Genomic DNA, 19,117 nt, shown 5'->3' on the forward strand with positions numbered 1-19,117 from the left:
CCGGCTGCCGAGGCTTCGCCGTCACAGCCGGCGGCGGCGGGCGGCGGAGTCGACCACGGCGCGCGCGGCGTCGGCCAGGACGACGCCCTGGTCCCGGCTCCGGGACACGAGCATGCGCAGCGCGGCGTCCTCGTCCATGGAGTGGCGCCCCATGAGCACGCCCTTGGCCATGCCCACCAGGTCCCGGTCGCGCACCGCCTGCCGCATTCCCTCGCTGAGCCGCCGGGCCCGGTCGTAGGACTGGACGTTCGCGACGAGGAACGCGGCCTGGGCGGAGAAGAGGGTGAGCAACTGCTCGCTGCGCCGGTCGAAGACGCCGGGGCGGTCGGCGTAGACCTTGATCGCCCCCAGCCCGGCGTTCCCGGCGACGAGCGGCGCGCTCAGCGCGGCCCGCAGACCCAGGGAGCCCGCGGCATCGGCCCACCGCGGCCAGCGGCGCTCGTGCCGCAGATCGTCCACGCGGACCACCTCGCGCCCGGCCGCCGCGGCCAGGCAGGGACCTTCGTCGAGGTCGTACTGCAGCGCGTCGGCCTGCCGCACCCGGTCGTCGGTCGACCCCGACGAGACCCGGTGCGGGCCCTCGACCACCGAGATGCCGGCCCCGCAGGAGGCCGGCACGGTCTCGTGGGCCAGCGAGCTCAGCAGGCTCAGCGACGTCTCGACCGTCTCTTCCGACAGGAGGAGACCCGACATGCGTGCGAAGACCCCGGCCAGTTCGTCGGTCAGAGGCAGGTTCGGGCCCGCGGTTCGATTTCCGTTCACGAGGCGCCTTCCAGGTACGCCGCGCGTGGCCGGCTTCTCGACTCGGCGTCGTACCCGTGGACGGGTAGGCAACGCCACCGGGTGGCAAACGTCGCGCGCCGGCGGCCGCCCTGCGTCAGGTCCGCAGGACGAATCCGGCAGGCGGGCCGCCCGCGGCGCCGTCCACCCGGAGGTGGGCCCGCCGGCGGGTGTCCTCCGCAGCGAACGCAGCCGCCTCGGTGACCAGCCACCGCTGCCACTCACCGGCCAGGTCCACGCCGTCGCGGGCCAGTCCGCGGGCCAGCCGGAGGGCTTCCGGGGCCTCGATCCAGACCCGCAGGGTGGACCACGGATCCAGGCACCGGGTGGCGCTGCCGCATCCCTCGATCAGCAGGACCGGGCCCGCCGGGACCGGCACGAGGTCGGGGGAGAACCGGCCGGCCGCCCAGTCGTAGCGGTGGTGGGCGCCGGCCCGGCCCTCCGCCAGGGGGCGCAGGACTCCGGCCGCCAGCCGGGACGCCGCCCCGGTCAGGGTCCACCCCGCGTACAGGTCGTCCATGTGCACCACCGGCGTACCCGTGCCGAGGGCAGCGGCCAGCCGGGCCGCGAACGTGGTCTTGCCGGACCCCGCCGGGCCGTCGACGCTCACCAACCGGGTGCCGCCGAGCCGCGGGGGGAGGGACAGGATCCGATCGGCCAGGGCGGCGAAGGTCTGCCGGGTCAGCGGGGGCGGATCGTCCACGTCGGCACCGCTCCACCGCTGCTCGTGACCAGGCCCCGGCCGGCCAGCAGGCGCACGTGCGCGTCGGTCTCGGTGACCGCGAAGATCCGCATGCGCCGTTCGTACTGCTCCCACGGGCGCGACCAGGTGAGGTGCGCGGCGAGGTCCCACGGCGTCGAGCCGGGATGCGCGCCGATGGCCGCGAGCAGCTCCGCCAGGCGGGCCTCGTGGTGGGCGGTGAGCGCGTCCACCCGGTCGGCCAGCCCCCGGAAGCGCCACTCGTGCGCGGGCAGGACCTCGGTGACCGCCAGGTCGCGGACGCCGGCGAGGGAGCCGAGGTAGGAGCGCAGCGGATCGGCCTCGCCCCGGTGGGTGCTCGAGACGTTCGGGCTGATCCGGGGCAGCACGTGGTCGCCGGAGAAGAAGAGGCCGGTGCGCTCCTCGGCGAAGCACAGGTGCCCCGGCGTGTGCCCCGGGGTGTGCACCGCGCGCAGCGACCAGCTCGGGAACGCGGCGACGTCGCCGTCCTCCAGCAGGCGGTCGGGCACCGCCATCCGCAGGAAGCCGGCCAGGTTCTCCGCCCCGCCGACGTCGGCCCGGGCCTCCTCGGGCGGCGCACCGAGGCCGATGAGGAACCGGACCTCGGCGGCGACGGCGTCGGCGGCCGCCGTCCGGCTCAGCGCCGCGACGGCGGTCGCGTCGGCCGGGTGCATGGCCACCCAGGCACCGCTGGCCGCCCGGACCCGCGCGGCGAGGCCGAGGTGGTCGAAGTGCAGGTGCGACACCAGCACGCCGCGGACGTCCTGGACCGACCCCCCGATCGCGGCGAGGCCGTCGGTGAGCGCCGTCCAGCCGGCGTCGCTCTCCCAGCCGGTGTCCAGCAGGCCGAGGCCGCCGCCGTCGAGGGCGAACACGTGGACGGTGACGTAGCGCAGCGGGTTGTGCGGGATCGGCACCGGCAGCGACCACAGGCCCGGGCGCAGCTGCTCGACCGGGGGGAGGGACCGGGACTGCCACGCGGCGTGCTGGGCGGTGCCGGTGATCTCCACGGCCCGCACTCTGCCAGCCGCATCCGGGACGGCAGCTGACACCATGGGGGCGTGAACGGTTCCCCCGATGCCGCGCCCGTCGCCGGCGCCGTGCGCGCCGCCCCCACTGTCAGCGCCGTGCCCCGCCGGATGCGGCTGCTGCTCGGCGGTGTGGGCGGGGTCGTCCTCGTGGTGGCCGTCGTGGTGGCGCTCGCGCTGCCCTCCACCCCGAACTCGGTCGTCGAGTACGGCGTCGTCGACCAGGTGGCCATCGGCGGCCTCGGGCTGGTGCTGGCCGCGGGCGTGCTGTTCCTCGGCCGGTCCCGGCTGGACGCCGACGCCTCGGGTGTCCGGGTCCGCAACCTCGTCGTCCACCACCAGGTGCCGTGGACGGCGGTCCGCGCGGTGCGGTTCGAGCGCTCGTCGGCCTGGGGGTCGCTGCTGCTGGAGAACGGCGACGAGATCTCGCTGCACGCCCTCCAGGCCGTCGACGGCGAGCGCGCGGTGCGGGCGGTGGAGGGCCTGCGCGCGCTGCACGCCGCCGCCCGGGCCAAGGATCCGGTCCGGCCGCCGCTGCTCTACGACGACTGAGCCAGGGGGGAATGCCGCGAGCGGGCGGGACGCTGTAGAGTGGGTGTGCCTCCCCCCGCTACATCGAGGCGCGCGAACCACCAGCGGCCCCGCCCCGGGCCGCTGATCCAAGAGGAGCCCGCTCCCACCTGACGCCCCCCAGGCGCCCAGGTCCCGGAACGCGAGAGCTGGTCCCCGACCGGCGCTCGCGCGCGCATGCACCCTCACGGGTCGTGCGTCACCGGCGAGTGGGCCCCGCGAGCGAACGCTCGTGGGGCCTTCTGCGTCCCGGTGACCGGATGGGCCAGCGACTCCTCCCATGCAGCAGCAGAGGAGAGGCCATCACCGAGCCCCGCATCAACGACCGCATCCGAGTCCCCGAGGTCCGCCTGGTCGGGCCCGAGGGCGAGCAGGTCGGCATCGTGTCGATCGGCGAGGCGCTGCGCCTGGCACAGGACTCCGAGCTCGACCTGGTCGAGGTCGCCCCCATGGCCCGGCCGCCCGTCGCCAAGCTCATGGACTACGGGAAGTTCAAGTACGAGTCCGCCCAGAAGGCCCGCGAGGCCCGGCGGAACCAGGCGCTCACCGTCATCAAGGAGATGCGGCTGCGCCTCAAGATCGACCCGCACGACTACGAGACCAAGAAGGGCCACGTCGAGCGCTTCCTCAAGGGCGGCGACAAGGTCAAGATCACCGTGATGTTCCGTGGCCGCGAGCAGTCGCGCCCGGAGATGGGCTACCGCCTGCTGCAGCGGCTGGCCGCCGACGTCAGCGAGCTGGGCGTCGTCGAGTCCAACCCGAAGCAGGACGGCCGCAACATGGTCATGGTGATCGCTCCGCACAAGAACGCCCAGGCCCTGCAGCAGGCGGCGCAGTCCGCCAAGGGCCGGGAGGCCAAGGCCAGCGAGCAGGGCCAGCGGCAGGAGGCGGAGCAGGCGCCCAGCGCCTGACCCCCTGATCCGCAGGACCGCACCACCGAGACCACCGGGTGCGTGCGGCAGCCCAGGCTGCCGCGCCACCCGCACGAACACGACCAGGACAGGCGAGGACATGCCGAAGCAGAAGACCCACAAGGGCACCGCGAAGCGGGTGCGCGTCACGGGCACCGGGAAGCTCATGCGCGAGCAGGCCAACAACCAGCACAAGTTCGAGCACAAGTCCGGGACCCGCAAGCGCCGGCTCGACCGGGACCAGGTCGTCTCGCCGGCCGACGCCAAGAACCTCAAGAAGCTCCTGGGCATCTGAGCGTCCTCTCCACTGACCTTTAGAAAGACAGGAGCACTTCCGTGGCACGCGTGAAGCGGGCGGTCAACGCCCAGAAGAAGCGCCGGACGACCCTGGAGGCCGCCAGCGGCTACCGCGGTCAGCGGTCCCGGCTGTACCGCAAGGCCAAGGAGCAGATCCTCCACTCGGCCACCTACAACTACCGCGACCGGAAGGTCCGCAAGGGCGACTTCCGCAAGCTGTGGATCACCCGGATCAACGCCGCGGCCCGCCTCAACGACATGACCTACAACCGGTTCATGCAGGGGCTCAAGCTCGCCGGCATCGAGCTCGACCGCCGCGTGCTCGCCGAGCTGGCCGTCAACGAGCCGGCCGCGTTCGCCACGCTGGTCGAGTCCGCCCGGGCCGCGCTCGCCGCGAACCCCCAGGCGACCGGCAGCCAGGCCGCTTGATCGAGGCCCCGCCTGCTGCCTGCAGGCGGGCCGACCGACGCCGTCGGTGACCGACCCCTCGGGGCCGGGCGCCGGCGGCGTCGGCGTGTGTACCGACCGCCGCCCACCGCCCCGGAAGGAGACCGCGTGACCGAGCTGCTGACCGAGCGGTCGGCGCGCATCGTCGCGGCCCGGAAGCTCACCCGGCGCGCCGGGCGGGACGCCGCCGGGCTCTTCCTCGCCGAGGGGCGGCAGGCGGTCTCCGAGGCGCTCGCCACGGCGCCCGACGGCGTCTCCGAGGTGTTCGCCACCGAGCCCGCCGCGGCGGCCCACTCCGACCTGCTCGCCGGGGCCCCGGTGCCGGTGCGGCTGGTCACCGGGAAGGCGGCCGCCGGGCTGTCGGAGACGGTGACCCCGCAGGGCCTGGTCGCCGTCTGCGCGCTGCGCGACGTCGCTCCTGCGACGCTGGTGGGGACGCCGCCGCGGCTGTCGGTCGCCCTGGCCGGCCTCAACGACCCCGGCAACGCCGGGACCGTGCTGCGTACGGCCGATGCCTGCGGCGCCGGCGCGGTCGTGTTCGGGGCCGGCTCGGCCGACCCCTACGGCGGCAAGGCGGTGCGCTCCAGCGCGGGCAGCCTCTTCCACGTCGACGTCGTGCGCGGCGCTCCGCTGGAGGAGCTGCTGCCGGTGCTGCGGGCCGCCGGGGTCACCGTCCTCGCCGCCGACGGCGGGGGAGAGGTGGAGCTGCCCGGATTGGTCGCCGACGGCCGGCTGGCGGGCCCGGTGCTCTGGCTGTTCGGCAACGAGGCGCGGGGGGTGCCCGCCGAGCTGGCCGCGCTGGCCGACGCGCGGGTGCGGATCCCGATGCGGGGGCGGGCCGAGAGCCTCAACCTCGCGGCTGCCGCGGCGATCTGCCTCTACACCACCCAGCTCGCCCAGGGAGCGGGCTGATCCTGGACCTGCGCGGGCGTGGAGGTGATGCCGGCGGCCCCGGACGGGGAGGATGGCGGTCAGCGGCGAGCGCCGTCCACGTCGGGGAGGGCTGGAAGAGAAGGTGGCTGATTCCGTGGAACACACGCAACGGGTCGCGGACGCGCCCGCCCCGACCGACGGTCGCCGCTCCCGGTGGACCGAGCACCGCCGGGCCCGGCGGGAGGACCTGGTGGGGGCGGCCGTGGAGGCCGTCCGGCTCGCGGGTCCGGAGTTCTCGGTCGACGACGTCGCCCGCAGCGCCGGGGTCTCCAAGACGGTGATCTACCGCTACTTCGGTGACAAGGACGAGCTGATCGACGCCGTCCTCGACCGCATCTCGCAGGCCATCCTGCTGCCCCGGCTGCTCGGCGAGCTGGTCGCCGACCGCGGCGACGACCGCGCCCAGCTGCGGGCGGTCATCGCCGCCTTCGTGTCGCTGATCGAGGACGAGCCGGCGCTCTACCGGTTCGCCTACGCGCAGGCCGGGCGCACCGGGCGGGCGGACCTCGTGGCGGCGACCGAGCACGCCGTCGCCACCGCGCTGGGCCGGATCCTGGGTGCGCGGCTCACCGACGCCGGGCGGCCCGCGGAGGGTGCTGTGACCTGGGCGTACGGCATCGTCGGCATGGTGCAGCTGGCCGCGCACTGGTGGTCGGCCGCCCGCACCGTCTCCGCCGCCGAGCTGGTCGACCAGCTCACCGAGCTGGCCCACGGCGGGCTCGGCACCCTGCTCCCGCCGCGGGCCTGACCGCGGCGCCGGTCAGCCGCGCAGCGCCGGCAGCCGGCCGGCCGCGCGTTCGGCGACCGCGAGCAGCCCGTCGACGTCGTCGGCATCCGCCGGGAAGCACGCGGCGCCGGTGCGCACCTCGACCACCAGCGGCGTGCCCCCGAGCACGACCGGTCCGCGGGCGCCGTCCGCCAGCTCGGCGCGCACCCGGCCGGCCTCCTCCGCCGCCGTTCCCGGGGTGAGCCCGGGCAGCACCACGACGAAGGCGTCGCGGCCCCACCGGGCGACCAGGTCGCCCCGCCGCAGCCGGCCGCGCAGCCGCTGCGCGGTGGCGCACAGCAGCTCCTCGGCCGCCGCCGCGCCGTGCCGGCCCTCCACCGCGTCGAGGTTCGCCACCGAGACGACCAGGAGCGACATCGCCTCCCCGGCGGCCCGCGCGTTCCAGACCGCGGTCGCGGCCTGCTCGTGCACGTGCTGGCGGGTGGCCAGACCGGTCAGGGGGTCGGTGACCGTGAGCTGCTCGATCCGCGCGAGGTAGCTGCGGGCCCGGTCGCGCTCCTGCTCGAGCGCGCGCTCGGCCAGCACCCGGTCGGTCACGTCGACCTGGACCCCGATGTACTGCACGACCGCGCCCGATGCGTCGGTGACCGGCGCCAGGTGCAGCTCGTTGAACCAGGGGGTGCGCTCGGGGCCGCGGTGGTTGAGCAGCACCTCGCGGCACTCCTCGCCGGCGGCGAGGGCCGCCCGGATGCGGGCGGTGGCGGCCGGGTCGGTGTCCGGCCCCTGGAGGAATCGGCAGTTGCGGCCCAGCAGCTCGGCGCGCGACAGGCCGGCCAGCCGCTCGAACGCCGGGTTGACGTAGACCATGGGCTGGTCCGGCAGCCGGACGTCGACCAGGCAGACACCGCTGGGCGTCGCCTCCAGGGCGCGCCGGACGAGGGCCGGGTCGCCGAGCAGCTCGATCACGTGCGGCTCGGCCGCCGGCTGGGCGACCGGTGCCGGCGTGCGCGGCGCGGGGCCGGCGGCGGGCGCGACCCGCGGCGCGACGCGGCCCAGCAGCCCGCGGGCGGCCCGCACGGCCACGTCCCGGTCGTAGGTGAGCGCGTACTCGAACTGCCGCTGCAGGTCCGGCCCGGTCGTGCCGAGGTCACGGGCGAGGAGGGCGACGCTGAAGTGCGGGGCGAGGACGACGACGTCCCACTCGCCCCGGACCGGGTCGGTGGCGGCCAGGTCGGCCCCGCGCAGGCCGGGCAGCGGCTCGGTGGGCAGGCCCTCGCCGATCGCGCAGACGAAGCCGGTGCGCTCGACCAGGTCGCGGTAGCGCTGGATGGTGGACGGCGTGAAGTGGCGCGCCTCCTGGAAGGTGGCGGTGACCACGCAGGTCTCGCCCAGGCGCATGGCCTCGCGCTCCAGCTGCTTGCTCAGCTCGATCAGCAGCGCCTTGGGGGCACGGCGAAGCGCGGTCCCCTCGGGCAGGCAGGCGAACGGCGAACCGGGGTCGGCGTCCACGCCGGGGTCGGAGACCCGCGGCGGCAGGGACCCGGCCGGTCGGTCGGTCGCGGGCGTCGGGGCGGGCCGGCCGAAGAGCCAGCCCTGCCCCAGGGTGGCGCCCAGCGCCCGGGCCATCGCGAGGTGGGTGTCGTCCTCGATGCCCTCGGCCAGCACCGCGGCGCCGGTGCTCTGGGCGTAGGCGTTCACGGCGTTCATGATCTGGGCGATCGCGGGGCCGGGCCGCTCCTGGACCAGCCGCAGGTCGAGCTTCACCACGTCGGGCCGCAGCAACGGCATGAACGCCAGCGACATGGCGTCCGCGCCGACGTCGTCCAGGGCGATGCCCCAGCCGAGCTCACGCACCCGGGCGACCGTGCGCAGCAGCTCGGCCGGGCGGGTGGCGAGCGCACGCTCGGTGATCTCCAGGACCACCCGCAGCCCGCCGGGCGCGGAGTCCGCGATGGCCAGCAGCTCGTCCAGCGGCGCGCTGTCGAGCACCTCGGGCTCCACGTTGACGAACAGCGCCAGCGGCGCCGGCAGCCCGTGCCGGGCCGCGCCGGTGAACGCGGCCACGCGGCAGGCCGCGTCGAGCTCGGCGAGCAGCCCGGCCTCGCGCGCGGCGGCGAAGAGCAGGTCGGGCCGCTCCAGCGGCCCCTCGGGGCCCCGGGCGAGCGCCTCGAAGGCGACGACGTCGCCGGTGTCCAGCTCCACGATGGGCTGGAAGACGCTACGCACCCCGCCGGGCAGGAGCGCCGCGGTCAGGGCGGGGTCGGGAAGCGGGCGCGCGGAATCCACGGCGGAGGCATCGGCCGGCGCGCCGCGGACCGTGAGCCGGGAGCGCCGGACCCCACCCGTGCGGGGGAGATCAAGCCGGCATCGTGATCAGCACGACGGCGGCCGCGGCCGTGGCCAGGCCCGCCAGCTGGGCGGGCACGAGCCGCTCGCGCAGCACCAGCTGGGCGAGGAGCACGGTCGTCACCGGGTACAGCGAGGCGAGCACGCCGGTGATCGCCAGCGGGCCGCCCACCTGGGTGGCGAGCAGGAACAGGGCGTTGGCCGTCATGTCGCCGACGCCGGAGACCACCACCAGGGGCAGGGCGGCCCGGCCCGCCCGCAGCGGCGCACCCGTGGCCAGCGCGACCGCTCCCACCAGGGTCACCGAGGCGATCCGCGCGGCGACCAGCGGCGTGAGCCCGGCCTCGGCGGAGGTGCGGTCCAGCAGCACGAAGAACAGCCCGAAGGCGGCGCCGGCGACCAGCGCGGGCGCCAGGCTCGCCGGGCGGGCGCCGCGGAGGGCCGACAGGCCGCCCTCCGCCGACACCAGCACGACGGCCACGAGGGCCAGCCCGATCCCGATCCCGGCCCACGGGCCGATCCGCTCGCCGTCGAGCGTGCCGACCAGCACCGGGACGGCGGCCGCCGTGACCGCGGTGACCGGCGCGACCACGCTCATCACCCCACCGGCCAACGCCCGGAAGAACACCAGCAGGCCCGCCGCTCCGGCCAGCCCCGCGGCGCCGCCGGCCCAGAGGTCGGTCGCGGTGACCGGGCCGCCCAGCCATGGCAGGAGGACCAGCAGGGCGACCAGCCCGGCCAGCTGGGACAGCGCGACCACGCCGAACACCGACGCCCGCCGGCTGGCCAGCCCGCCGAGGAAGTCCGACGCGCCGTAGACGACCGCCGACGCCAGCGCCAGCACGACCGCCATCCCGCCCTCCGCCCTGATGATCAGGTCACCTGATCGTCAGGGGTCCTGGCTCGGCGTCGACGGTGAGCCAGGACCCCATGCGGTGAGCCAGGACGCCGGTGCCGGCGACGCCAGGCATCCTCGCACCGGAACCCAGGCGCGGGCGGAGGCGGTCGCCGGGCAGAATGGCGTCCCGTGTCTGGCGCCAACGATCCCTACGACCCCAAGCAGGTCGCCGCGCTCTCGCCCGAGGCCCTCGACGAGGCCGTCCGTGCCGCGCTCGAGGCGTTCGGGGCCGCCGGTGACCTGACGGCCCTGGCCGCGGTCCGCCCGGCGCACCTGGGCGACCGGGCGCCGGTGCTGCTGGCCCGCCGCGAGCTGGGCGCGCTGCCCCCGGCCGCCCGGTCCGACGCCGGCAAGCGGGTGAACGCCGCCCGGGTCGCGGTCACCGAGGCCTACGACGCCCGCAAGGTGGCCCTCGAAGCCGAGCGCGACGCCCGGGTGCTCGCCGAGGAGCGGGTCGACGTCACCCTGCCCTGGGACCGGGCGCCGCGGGGGGCCCGCCACCCGCTGACCACGCTGACCGACCGGATCGCCGACATCTTCGTGGGCATGGGGTACGAGGTCGCCGAGGGGCCGGAGCTGGAGGCCGAGTGGCTGAACTTCGACGCCCTCAACATCGGCCCCGACCACCCGTCGCGGTCGATGATGGACACCTTCTTCGTCGCCCCGGAGGACTCCGGGCTGGTGCTGCGCACGCACACCAGCCCGGTGCAGGCGCGGACCATGCTGGCGCGCACCCCGCCGATCTACGTCGTCGCGCCCGGTCGCGTCTACCGCACCGACGAGCTCGACGCGACGCACCTGCCGGTCTTCCACCAGGTCGAGGGGCTGGCCGTCGACCGCGGCCTGACGATGGCGCACCTGCGCGGCACGCTGGACCACCTGGCGCGCCAGCTCTTCGGCGCCGAGGCCCGCACCCGCTGGCGGCCGCACTTCTTCCCGTTCACCGAGCCGTCGGCGGAGTTCGACGTCTGGTTCCCCGAACACCGCGACGGCCCGCAGTGGGTCGAGTGGGGCGGCTGCGGGATGGTCAACCCCCGGGTGCTGCGGGCCTGCGGCATCGACCCCGACGTCTACTCGGGGTTCGCGTTCGGCATGGGCATCGAGCGGGCGCTGCAGTTCCGCTCCGCGGTGTCGGACATGCACGACATCGCCGAGGCCGACGTCCGGTTCACCAGTGCATTCGGAGTTGAGCAGTGAGCGAGCATCGCAGCGAGGCACGAGCGAGGAGCGGAGCGAACGGGCTGCGCAGCAGCGGAGGAGCACAGTGAAGGTCCCCGTCAGCTGGCTGTCCGAGCTCGTCGACCTCCCGGCCGGCATCTCCGTCCAGGAGCTGGACGACGCCTTCGTGCGGCTGGGCTTCGAGGTGGAGGACGTCGTCCGCCCGCCGGTCACCACCGGCCCGCTCGTCGTCGGCCGGGTGCTGGAGATCGAGGAGCTCACCGGCTTCAAGAAGCCGATCCGCTACTGCCAGGTCGAGGTCGGCGAGCCCGAGCCCCGGGGCATCGTCTGCGGTGCGCGCAACTTCGCCGTCGGCGACCTCGTGGTGGCCGCGCTGCCCGGCGCCGTGCTGCCCGGTGACTTCGCCATCGCCGCGCGGAAGACCTACGACCACATCTCCGACGGGATGATCTGCTCGGTCCGCGAGCTCGGCATCGGCGAGGACCACGCCGGCATCCTGGTGCTCGGGCGGGACGGCTACGAGCCGGGCACCCCCGCCGCGGACGTCCTCGGGCTGGACGACGTCGTCTTCGACCTCGAGGTCACCCCGGACCGCGGCTACGCGATGTCCATGCGCGGGATCGCCCGCGACCTCGCCGGCGTGCTCGGCGTCTCCTGGCGGGACCCGGCCGACCTGCCGCTGCCCGCCTGGTCCGGCGCGCCGGCCGGGGAGGTCACCGTCGCCGACCCCGGTCGCTGCGACCGCTTCTCGATGCTGGCGCTGGAGGGCCTGGACCCGGCCGCGCCCAGCCCGTGGGCGCTGCGCCGGCGGCTGGCCCAGTGCGGGGTGCGCAGCATCTCGCTGGCCGTCGACGTCACCAACTACGTGATGCTCGAGCTCGGACAGCCGATGCACGCCTTCGACCGCGGCACCGTCACCGGGCCGATCACCGTCCGGACCGCGACGGCGGGGGAGCGGCTCACCACCCTCGACGGCGTCGACCGCGCGCTGACCGGCGACGACCTGCTGATCACCGACGACTCCGGGCCGATCGGGCTGGCCGGCGTGATGGGCGGCGCGTCGACCGAGATCGGCGACGCGACCAGCGCGGTGCTGCTGGAGGCCGCGCACTGGGAGCAGGCCGGCATCTCCCGCGGCGTGCGCCGGCACCGGCTGCCCAGCGAGGCCGGCAAGCGCTTCGAGCGCGGCACCGACCCGGAGGTCACCGTGGTGGCGCTCGCCCGGGGCGCGGCGCTGCTGGTCGAGCACGGCGGCGCCCGCGTCGTCGGCACGCCGGTGGACGTCGACACCCGCGGGCCCCGGCCGGTCGTGGCGCTGGACGCGGGGCTGCCCGGCCGGGTCGCCGGGGTGGACTACTCCGACTCCCAGGTGGTCGAGGTGCTGGAAGCGATCGGCGCCACCGTCGACGGCGACGGCGGCACGCTGCGGGTGACCCCGCCGTCCTGGCGCGGTGACCTGCGGGAGCCGGCCGACCTGGTCGAGGAGGTCGTGCGGTTCCGCGGCTTCGACGAGATCCCCTCCATCCTGCCCACCGCCCCGCCCGGCGGCGGGCTCACCGAGCGGCAGCGCCGGCGGCGCAGCATCGGCCGGGCGCTGGCCGACGCGGGCTACGTGGAGGCCCCCGCCTTCCCCTTCCTCGGGACGGCGCAGCTGGACGCCCTCGACCTGCCCGGGGACGACGAGCGCCGCCGGGTGGTCACGGTGCGCAACCCGCTCTCGGAGGAGGCTCCCGCGCTGCGCACGACGCTGCTGCCCGGGCTGCTGGCCTCGCTGGCCCGCAACCTCGCCCGCGGCCGGCGCGACGTCGCCGTCTTCGAGCACGGCGCGGTGTTCCCCGGTGGGGAGCGCAGCACCGCTCCGCTGCCGGGCGTCGACCGCCGTCCGGACGACGCGACGCTGGCCGCGCTCCTGGGCGCGGTGCCGGCCCAGCCCTGGCACGTGGCCGTGGCGCTCACCGGGCAGCGCGAGCCGCGCGGCTGGTGGGGCCCGGGCCGCCCGGCGGAGTGGGCCGACGCGGTGCAGGCCGCCCGGATCGTGGCCGAGGCGGCCGGCGCGGAGCTGACCGTGCGCGCGGGCAACCAGGCGCCGTGGCACCCGGGGCGCTGCGCGGAGCTGGTCGCCGACGGCCGGGTGATCGGGTACGCCGGCGAGCTGCACCCCCGCGTGTGCGCCGCGCTGGAGCTGCCGCCCCGCACCTCGGTGATGGAGCTGGACGCCGACGCGCTGCCGGCGCCGCCGGTGCCGCAGGCGCCGCCGATCTCGACGTTCCCGCCGGTGCACATGGACGCCGCGCTCGTGGTCGCCGGGCGGCACCCGGAGGCGGAGGTGCGCGCGGTGCTCGCCGAGGGCGCCGGGGAGCTGCTGGAGGACGTGCGGCTGTTCGACGTCTACGAGGGCAGCCAGGTGCCCGACGGGCACCGCTCGCTCGCCTACGCCTTCACCTTCCGGGCACCGGACCGGACGCTGACCGGTGAGGAGGCCCGGGAGTCGCTCGACCGCGCGGTGGTCCTGGCCGGTGCGGCGTTCGGGGCGCAGCTCCGTGGCTGATCTTTCCGGCCAGGTCGCCCTGGTCACCGGCGCGTCGACCGGCATCGGCCGGCACCTCGTCGAGGGCCTGGCCGCGCGCGGGATGGCTGTGGCCGGGCTGGCCCGGAACGGCGACCGGCTGCGGACGGCGATGGCCGAGGTCGCCGAGGCCACCGGCGGGCGGACCCTCGCGGTGGCCGCCGACGTCACCGACCGCGCCGCGGTGGAGGCCGCCGTGGCCGAGGTGGTGGCGGAGCTCGGCCAGGTCGGCCTGCTGGTCAACAACGCCGGGCTGATCGACGAGTTCGAGGTCCCGGTCTGGGAGGCCGACGCCGACCAGTGGTGGGAGGTGGTCTCCAGCCACATCCGCGGCGCACAGCTGACCATCCGCTCCGTCGTGCCGTGGATGGTGCTGCGCAACCGCGGCCGGGTCGTGAACATCGCCAGCGGGATGAGCACCCGCGCCAACCCCGACTACTCCGCCTACTCGGTGGCGAAGACCGGGCTGATGCGGCTGACCGAGTCGCTGGTCGCCGGGCTGGAGGGCTCCGAAGTGCGCGCCTTCGACGTCGCCCCTGGCGTCGTCGACACCCCGATGACCCGCTCGATGCACATGTGGCAGGGCTTCACCGACTGGACGCCGCCGGAGGCCGTCGTCGAGCTGGTCGCGGCGATCGCCGCCGGCGAGCTGGACCACTGGTCCGGCCGCTTCGTGCGCGCCGGCAGGGACGACCTCGACCTCCTGCGCTCCACCACGCCGGCCGACGCCGCCCGGCAGCTCCGGCTCCGGCCCTACGGCGGCACCGACCCGATCGCCTGAGGTAGCTCGCCAGCTAGGTCGCGGCGCATGCGTGAAACGGCTTGATGTTTTGGTTGAAGTAGCCGCCCACGCTTCCAGCTGAAACCAGCGCGTCGAAGTGCATCTCAGCGACGTCAAAGTAGTGGTATACGCGACCGTTGCTGAATTCCACCTCGAGGAGCAGGGAAGAGGCGTCGTAGCCCACGGACGCGATGTTGGAGGAGCTCACGGGGACTCTATCCATCGACGGTTCCCTTTCTTGGAGTAGCTCCGCTCCTCCACCATGCCTCAGCGAGGTGGTCAAAGCGGTTCGGACGGACTGTTGAGTTCCAGCCGGACAAGCCGTCAGAACTCACCACACAAGGATCTGAGCTATCGGGCCTGTCGGACGGCGGAACGTCGATTAGAGCTCGCGAGGGTAGATGTACGGCCTCGCCAATAAGAAGAGCCTCGCCCGTCCTCAAGACGGGCACGACGTCGAAAAGACCGCCCAAACTGTCCGGAAGAGTGGCGCGAATTAGGCCGCGGTCGCTTTGGTTCGATAGGCGAAGGACTACGAACGTACCCACTTGACTGAGGACTGTGGCTCTGATCTCGCTCGGTCGTTGGCTAACCATCATGATGCCGACGCCATACTTACGGCCCTCCTTGACAATCCGGTCCACGACGGCTGCTGCTGAGGCGCCGTCCTCTCCGAGGTACCGATGCGCCTCCTCCAGCACCACTAGCAGGGGTCGATTCCGGCCCCCTTCAGCTTCGTTGCGTCCCCAGACCAGAGCGTCGTAAAGAACGCGTAGTAGGACTCCGACGACGTCTCGAAGGATTCCGCTAGGAACGTTGGAGAGGTCGGCGACGGCGACCGGGGTGGAACTTCCAAGCCACTGAGCCAGGAAATCTCCCAGTCCGGCCGTGACCTCGCCGTCCAAGTTCGGAGCCCATGGTCCGGGGGAAAATAGGAAGTTATACCTGGGATCGCGCAGCCGGCCCGCCAAATGCTCCAACTGCCTTCTCATATTGATCGGGGCTGCCGTCATGTAGATCCGACTGGGTCCTGCATTGGCCAATGGCTTGTATGTCGGAGGGAGGACGCGTTCGGCGTCGCCGATCATCGGCTCGTCGTTCGCATCGAGTGCGTAAGCGCGCGTCTCTGGCGATTGTGCATCTTGTTGCGCAGTATGGGTCGCGTGCGCACGCTCGTAAAACTCGTACCAAAGACGGTGAATGCTGAACGGTAGGGGAGTGTCGGCGGTGACATCTACTTCGCGCAAATTCAACGTCGGATGCCGAACGACGTGCGCCCGCTTTTGATGCAGAACCCATTCGCGCACGGCGGCACCGCTGGCGTCGTCTAAAGCTCCGAAAGCCAAGCCGATAAACTCTTCTACGTTTAAGGCCCAGTAGGGCAGGTGCAGAGCGTCCCCTTGTGCGTCCGGGGCGATTTCTGAGTCGCCAATGTGCACTCGTCGAACAGTGGCGAGATCTCGCAATCCGCCACCGTACTCGCCATGAACATCGACAACTACGACACGGGCGGTCGGAAAGCGCTCGGGGTCGGCTATGCGGTGGAGGATATTAGACACCGTGCTGGACTTCCCCGTGCCAGTGCTGCCGACGACCGCAGTGTGCCTTGATACCAAGGAGTTCACGTTGAGCGTCGCAGGCAACTGTGGGGCATTCGCTATATGTCCAATACGAACATGCGTTCGGGGGAGGCTGCCAGAAGTGCCGTAAAGGCGGCCAAGGTCATCGGCCGTTACTAAGTGTACGGGGTCTCCGATGGCCGGGTATCGCGATACTCCGCGCTGTACCGTCTCGCCCCGTGCGCTTTCCGCAATCAGCTCAACGCGCATCCATGCATCGCCGGGCGCCGCCCAGGCCACGCGATCGTCGTCCTCCTCAGAGTTTCGGGCTGGCGCCGCACCCACTTGCACCACCGTCCCGAAGAGGTCTACGAGACCAATCGGAATGCGGACAAAAGCCCCGACTTGGCCAACCTGATATGCGTGGCCCTTGGAAAAGGTCAATCCGGGGACGGCCTCGGCCGTGAGTGCGGCGGTAATCGTGTCGCCGCGTACGTCTCGGACAACTCCAACCAGCTCGGGGTTTCTCACGGCGTCGGCGCACTCGTGTGGAGGGATGACAGCGAGGCTCCGCCGACTAGTTCTCGCAGCAAATCGCCTAAGGCTGAGAAGTTTCCATACGGGAAGGTGGACACTGTCGAAGTCGTGGCCCAGTCGCCCGTTTGAGTGCCGACGACCGCAGCATCTTCTGCCAGAAGAGACAAGTTTGGGGTACGTCGCGCCAACGCCAGCGCCTCCGAATACTGCTCCAACTGTCCAAAGAGGAGGGCTTGCACTGAAGCGGTCGGATTGGACCGAAGGGCTTGCCCGATGACCTCGTTGATGTGTTCGTCTCGGTACGAGAAACCGCAGCTGACAATCACGGAACTCGGGCGCCGGAGGAAGCCACGTAGCCTGTCCAGTAGGGCGAGGTATGGCAGGCGGCGACTCTGCTCGTACTTAAGGTGGCTAGGATAAATAAGTACTCGGTCCGATTTATCGGTTGTCGGGCAGCGCAAAACGTCACCCCCGCTGCTCGTGGCCCAGTTGATGGACCCGTGTAACTTCCACAGACGGACCCAGCGATTCGGAAGCTCGTCCTCCTCTACAGCATGAATGTCGAAGGATGGTCGGTGCGATCCCACGAAGCCATCAAAATATGGGACGTTCGCCGCCTCGAGTGCCTGCTCGAGAAGCAAGTCGTAGTTGGTCGTGAATACTTCCATTGGAGCGTGACGCTTTGCGGCCTGAGCCCAGAGTGCGATCGCGTGGTACGCCGTGTCTATGCCGGGGAGAGTCACTTCAAGATGATCGCGAACGAGCGCGCATATCTCCGCGTCGGCGGTTAAGACGGCGCTGTTGCTGAATCCTCGAACGTCTGCGGTGCCGGGGATCGCGGCCAAGCGACGCAAATAGTCCAGGAGGTTTTCGAGCGTTACGGGGTTGTAAGTGGAATCGAGCTGGGCGAAGGCATCTTCTACGACATCCCGTGAAGCTCCGGTGACTCCCGCCCGCACTACTGTCGTCAGACCCGCGATATCCGGGATGATGGGGACCCCTTTCGGGCGGACTGACATGGGAGTCCCGGCTCCCAGGAACAGTCCGAGGGGGCGACGGTCCTGCTGGAGCGCGGCCCTCAGGTACTCGTTGTGGCGGTCAAGCTCGTGCTCCACTGGGGTCCTCTCTGGGAACGGCTAAGCGGAACGACCGTGCCCTAGGCGGATGCGGCAGTCCAGGATTGAGGCCTGGCGAGTCTCGCCTGCTCCAGCTGCGGCTCAGTTGACAGACCGGCCAGATGGAAGCGTCGCTCCGGACCGGCTCGCCTGCGAGGTGTGACTGCGCCCCTACGGCGACACTGACGCGTGGGGATGACCAGAAGCCCTCAGGCGATGGTGGCGAACAGCGGGGTCGCGCCGGCGATGTCGACCAGCCGGCGCACCGGGTTCGACGGCCGGCGCAGCTCGGGGATCCGGCCGGCCCGGCGTGCGGCCTCGGTCTCCCGGAGCACGAGCCGCAGACCGCGGCAGTCGAGGAAGGTGGCGGCGGACGCTTCGACGGCGACCGCGCCACCGTGGCGCTGGTCGGAGGCGTCCCACAGCGCGACGACGGCGGAGTCGACCTCGCCGCGCAGCCGCAGCACCGGCCCGGTCTCCTCGTCGACGAGGTCGATCGCGCCGAACGGCTCGGTGATCTGCACAGCGGGCTCCTCTCGTCCGGCGCGGTTCGCCGGACAGCCACCACCGTGCCCCTGGGTACTGACAGTTTCGCGTTCGGTGACTGGCAGGAGCCTGGGAAACCCCGTATGAACATTCATGCATGACCGTGTATGGTCATGCATCGTGAACAGCGGACAGACGTGGACGGTCGGGGTCACCGGCGCCACCGGGTACGCGGGAGGAGAGGTGTGCCGGCTGCTGGCCGGGCACCCGAACCTCCGGCTGGCCGGGGTGCACGCCAACTCGAGCGCCGGCCGACGCCTGGGCGAGCTGCAGCCCCACCTGCTGCCTTTCGCCGGCATGGAGGTGCAGCCCAGCGACGCGGCGAGCCTCTCCGGCTACGACGTCGTCGTCCTGGCCCTGCCGCACGGCGAGTCGGCCGCCATCGCCGGTCAGCTGCCGGCGGAGACGCTGGTCATCGACTGCGGCGCCGACCACCGGCTGAACGATCCGGCGGCCTGGGCCCGCTGGTACGGCGGCGTGCACGCCGGCACCTGGCCCTACGGGCTGCCCGAGCTCCCCGGCCAGCGGGAGCAGCTGGCCGGCGCCACGCGCATCGCCGTCCCCGGCTGCTACCCGACGTCGGTCACCCTCGCGATGGCCCCGGCGCTGGCCGCCGGGCTGGCCGAGCCCGACGTCGTGGTCGTCGCCGCCAGCGGCACCAGCGGCGCGGGCAAGTCGGCGAAGCCGCACCTGCTCGGCAGCGAGGTCATGGGCGCGGTGAGCGCCTACGGCGTCGGCGGGGTGCACCGCCACACGCCCGAGATGATCCAGGGCCTGGGCCAGGCGGCCGGCGGCGACGTGCGGGTCAGCTTCACGCCGACGCTCGTGCCCATGAGCCGGGGGATCCTCGCCACCTGCTCGGCGCCGTTGCGGCCGGGCGTGGACGCCGAGGCCGCCCGCGCCGCGTACGAGAAGGCCTACGGCGACGAGCCGTTCGTGCACCTGCTGCCCGAGGGCCAGTGGCCGACCACCGCCCAGGTGCTGGGCGCCAACACGGTGGCGCTGCAGGTCGCCGTCGACGCCGACGCGCACCGGCTGGTGGTCGTGGCCGCTGTCGACAACCTCACCAAGGGCACCGGGGGAGCGGCGGTCCAGTGCGCCAACCTCGCCCTCGGCCTACCCGAGACCTCCGGCCTCCCGCTCGTAGGAGTAGCGCCATGAACTCACCCCACGAAA

General features: G+C 73.1%; 19 protein-coding genes. 10 read left to right on the forward strand and 9 right to left on the reverse strand.

Translation table 11 applies throughout. The features are described 5' to 3' along the window. Positions 1–21: 21 nt before the first annotated feature. The 3 genes from BD833_RS18735 to BD833_RS18745 form a co-directional block, all read right to left on the reverse strand. Positions 22–693 (reverse strand): GAF and ANTAR domain-containing protein, encoded by a 672-nt coding sequence (locus BD833_RS18735; RefSeq protein ID WP_166534668.1) that lies wholly within the window; start codon positions 691–693, stop codon positions 22–24. A 184-nt stretch (positions 694–877) separates the two neighbouring features. Then, positions 878–1,483, reverse strand: a complete 606-nt coding sequence (locus BD833_RS18740; protein WP_166534669.1) for a uridine kinase family protein — start codon at positions 1,481–1,483, stop codon at positions 878–880. Beyond that, positions 1,462–2,511 (reverse strand): MBL fold metallo-hydrolase, encoded by a 1,050-nt coding sequence (locus BD833_RS18745; protein WP_208092762.1) that lies wholly within the window; start codon positions 2,509–2,511, stop codon positions 1,462–1,464. The genes BD833_RS18740 and BD833_RS18745 overlap by 22 nt, the downstream gene beginning before the upstream one ends. Positions 2,512–2,562: 51 nt before the next feature. On the opposite strand from BD833_RS18745, the gene BD833_RS18750 reads away from it, so the two are divergent. From BD833_RS18750 to BD833_RS18775, 6 genes are all read left to right on the forward strand, one after another. After that, positions 2,563–3,081 (forward strand): PH domain-containing protein, encoded by a 519-nt coding sequence (locus BD833_RS18750; RefSeq protein ID WP_243737793.1) that lies wholly within the window; start codon positions 2,563–2,565, stop codon positions 3,079–3,081. Between the two features lie 278 nt (positions 3,082–3,359). Beyond that, a complete protein-coding gene (infC, locus tag BD833_RS18755) occupies positions 3,360–4,010 on the forward strand; it encodes a translation initiation factor IF-3 (protein ID WP_166534671.1) in 651 nt (216 codons plus the stop codon). Between the two features lie 100 nt (positions 4,011–4,110). Next, positions 4,111–4,305: a 50S ribosomal protein L35 gene (gene rpmI / locus BD833_RS18760; RefSeq protein WP_014376216.1), complete on the forward strand. Its 195-nt coding sequence runs from the start codon at positions 4,111–4,113 to the stop codon at positions 4,303–4,305. 41 nt (positions 4,306–4,346) lie between these two features. Further along, on the forward strand, positions 4,347–4,736 hold the full coding sequence (rplT, locus tag BD833_RS18765) for a 50S ribosomal protein L20 (RefSeq protein WP_166534672.1): 390 nt from the start codon (positions 4,347–4,349) through the stop codon (positions 4,734–4,736). A gap of 126 nt (positions 4,737–4,862) precedes the next feature. Continuing rightward, the gene (locus BD833_RS18770) at positions 4,863–5,666 is read left to right on the forward strand and encodes a TrmH family RNA methyltransferase (RefSeq protein WP_166534673.1); all 804 of its coding nucleotides are present in this window, start codon (positions 4,863–4,865) and stop codon (positions 5,664–5,666) included. A gap of 115 nt (positions 5,667–5,781) precedes the next feature. Then, positions 5,782–6,435, forward strand: coding sequence for a TetR/AcrR family transcriptional regulator (locus tag BD833_RS18775; RefSeq protein WP_166534674.1), 654 nt, complete (start codon positions 5,782–5,784; stop codon positions 6,433–6,435). 12 nt (positions 6,436–6,447) lie between these two features. On the opposite strand, the gene BD833_RS18780 is transcribed toward BD833_RS18775, so the two are convergent. Together BD833_RS18780 and BD833_RS18785 are read right to left on the reverse strand one after the other, a co-directional pair. Beyond that, a complete protein-coding gene (locus tag BD833_RS18780) occupies positions 6,448–8,700 on the reverse strand; it encodes an EAL domain-containing protein (protein WP_166534675.1) in 2,253 nt (750 codons plus the stop codon). A 70-nt stretch (positions 8,701–8,770) separates the two neighbouring features. Next, the gene (locus BD833_RS18785) at positions 8,771–9,613 is read right to left on the reverse strand and encodes a DMT family transporter (RefSeq protein WP_166534676.1); all 843 of its coding nucleotides are present in this window, start codon (positions 9,611–9,613) and stop codon (positions 8,771–8,773) included. 174 nt (positions 9,614–9,787) lie between these two features. Between BD833_RS18785 and pheS the strand changes: the two genes are divergently transcribed. The 3 genes from pheS (at position 9,788) to BD833_RS18800 (ending at position 14,184) form a co-directional block, all read left to right on the forward strand. After that, entirely contained in the window at positions 9,788–10,855 is a 1,068-nt protein-coding gene (pheS, locus tag BD833_RS18790) for a phenylalanine--tRNA ligase subunit alpha (RefSeq protein WP_166534677.1), read from the forward strand. Between the two features lie 67 nt (positions 10,856–10,922). Then, positions 10,923–13,385, forward strand: a complete 2,463-nt coding sequence (gene pheT, locus BD833_RS18795; RefSeq protein WP_166534678.1) for a phenylalanine--tRNA ligase subunit beta — start codon at positions 10,923–10,925, stop codon at positions 13,383–13,385. Further along, positions 13,378–14,184: an SDR family NAD(P)-dependent oxidoreductase gene (locus BD833_RS18800; protein WP_166534679.1), complete on the forward strand. Its 807-nt coding sequence runs from the start codon at positions 13,378–13,380 to the stop codon at positions 14,182–14,184. The genes pheT and BD833_RS18800 overlap by 8 nt, the downstream gene beginning before the upstream one ends. Before the next feature lie 13 nt (positions 14,185–14,197). On the opposite strand, the gene BD833_RS18805 is transcribed toward BD833_RS18800, so the two are convergent. The 4 genes from BD833_RS18805 to BD833_RS18820 all read right to left on the reverse strand — a co-directional run bounded on the left by BD833_RS18805 (position 14,198) and on the right by BD833_RS18820 (position 17,919). Next, positions 14,198–14,407, reverse strand: a complete 210-nt coding sequence (locus BD833_RS18805; RefSeq protein WP_166534680.1) for a KTSC domain-containing protein — start codon at positions 14,405–14,407, stop codon at positions 14,198–14,200. Next, on the reverse strand, positions 14,400–16,274 hold the full coding sequence (locus BD833_RS18810; RefSeq protein ID WP_166534681.1) for an ATP-binding protein: 1,875 nt from the start codon (positions 16,272–16,274) through the stop codon (positions 14,400–14,402). The genes BD833_RS18805 and BD833_RS18810 overlap by 8 nt, the downstream gene beginning before the upstream one ends. Continuing rightward, a complete protein-coding gene (locus BD833_RS18815) occupies positions 16,271–17,395 on the reverse strand; it encodes an SIR2 family NAD-dependent protein deacylase (RefSeq protein WP_166534682.1) in 1,125 nt (374 codons plus the stop codon). The genes BD833_RS18810 and BD833_RS18815 overlap by 4 nt, the downstream gene beginning before the upstream one ends. A 209-nt stretch (positions 17,396–17,604) precedes the next feature. Then, a complete protein-coding gene (locus BD833_RS18820) occupies positions 17,605–17,919 on the reverse strand; it encodes an STAS domain-containing protein (protein WP_166534683.1) in 315 nt (104 codons plus the stop codon). Between the two features lie 142 nt (positions 17,920–18,061). Between BD833_RS18820 and argC the strand changes: the two genes are divergently transcribed. Beyond that, a complete protein-coding gene (argC, locus tag BD833_RS18825) occupies positions 18,062–19,102 on the forward strand; it encodes an N-acetyl-gamma-glutamyl-phosphate reductase (RefSeq protein WP_243737794.1) in 1,041 nt (346 codons plus the stop codon). Positions 19,103–19,117 lie beyond the last annotated feature (15 nt).

The sequence above is a fragment of the Blastococcus xanthinilyticus genome (genome assembly GCF_008124835.1).
GTDB lineage: Bacteria > Actinomycetota > Actinomycetes > Mycobacteriales > Geodermatophilaceae > Blastococcus > Blastococcus xanthinilyticus.

What these genes read in the sequence shown, in the direction of transcription:
- BD833_RS18735 (WP_166534668.1), bottom strand. Translation starts at nt 693, where the DNA reads ATGTCGGGTCTCCTCCTGTCGGAAGAGACGGTCGAGACGTCGCTGAGC.
- infC (WP_166534671.1), top strand. Translation starts at nt 3,360, where the DNA reads ATGGGCCAGCGACTCCTCCCATGCAGCAGCAGAGGAGAGGCCATCACC.
- rpmI (WP_014376216.1), top strand. Translation starts at nt 4,111, where the DNA reads ATGCCGAAGCAGAAGACCCACAAGGGCACCGCGAAGCGGGTGCGCGTC.
- BD833_RS18785 (WP_166534676.1), bottom strand. Translation starts at nt 9,613, where the DNA reads ATGGCGGTCGTGCTGGCGCTGGCGTCGGCGGTCGTCTACGGCGCGTCG.
- BD833_RS18805 (WP_166534680.1), bottom strand. Translation starts at nt 14,407, where the DNA reads ATGGATAGAGTCCCCGTGAGCTCCTCCAACATCGCGTCCGTGGGCTAC.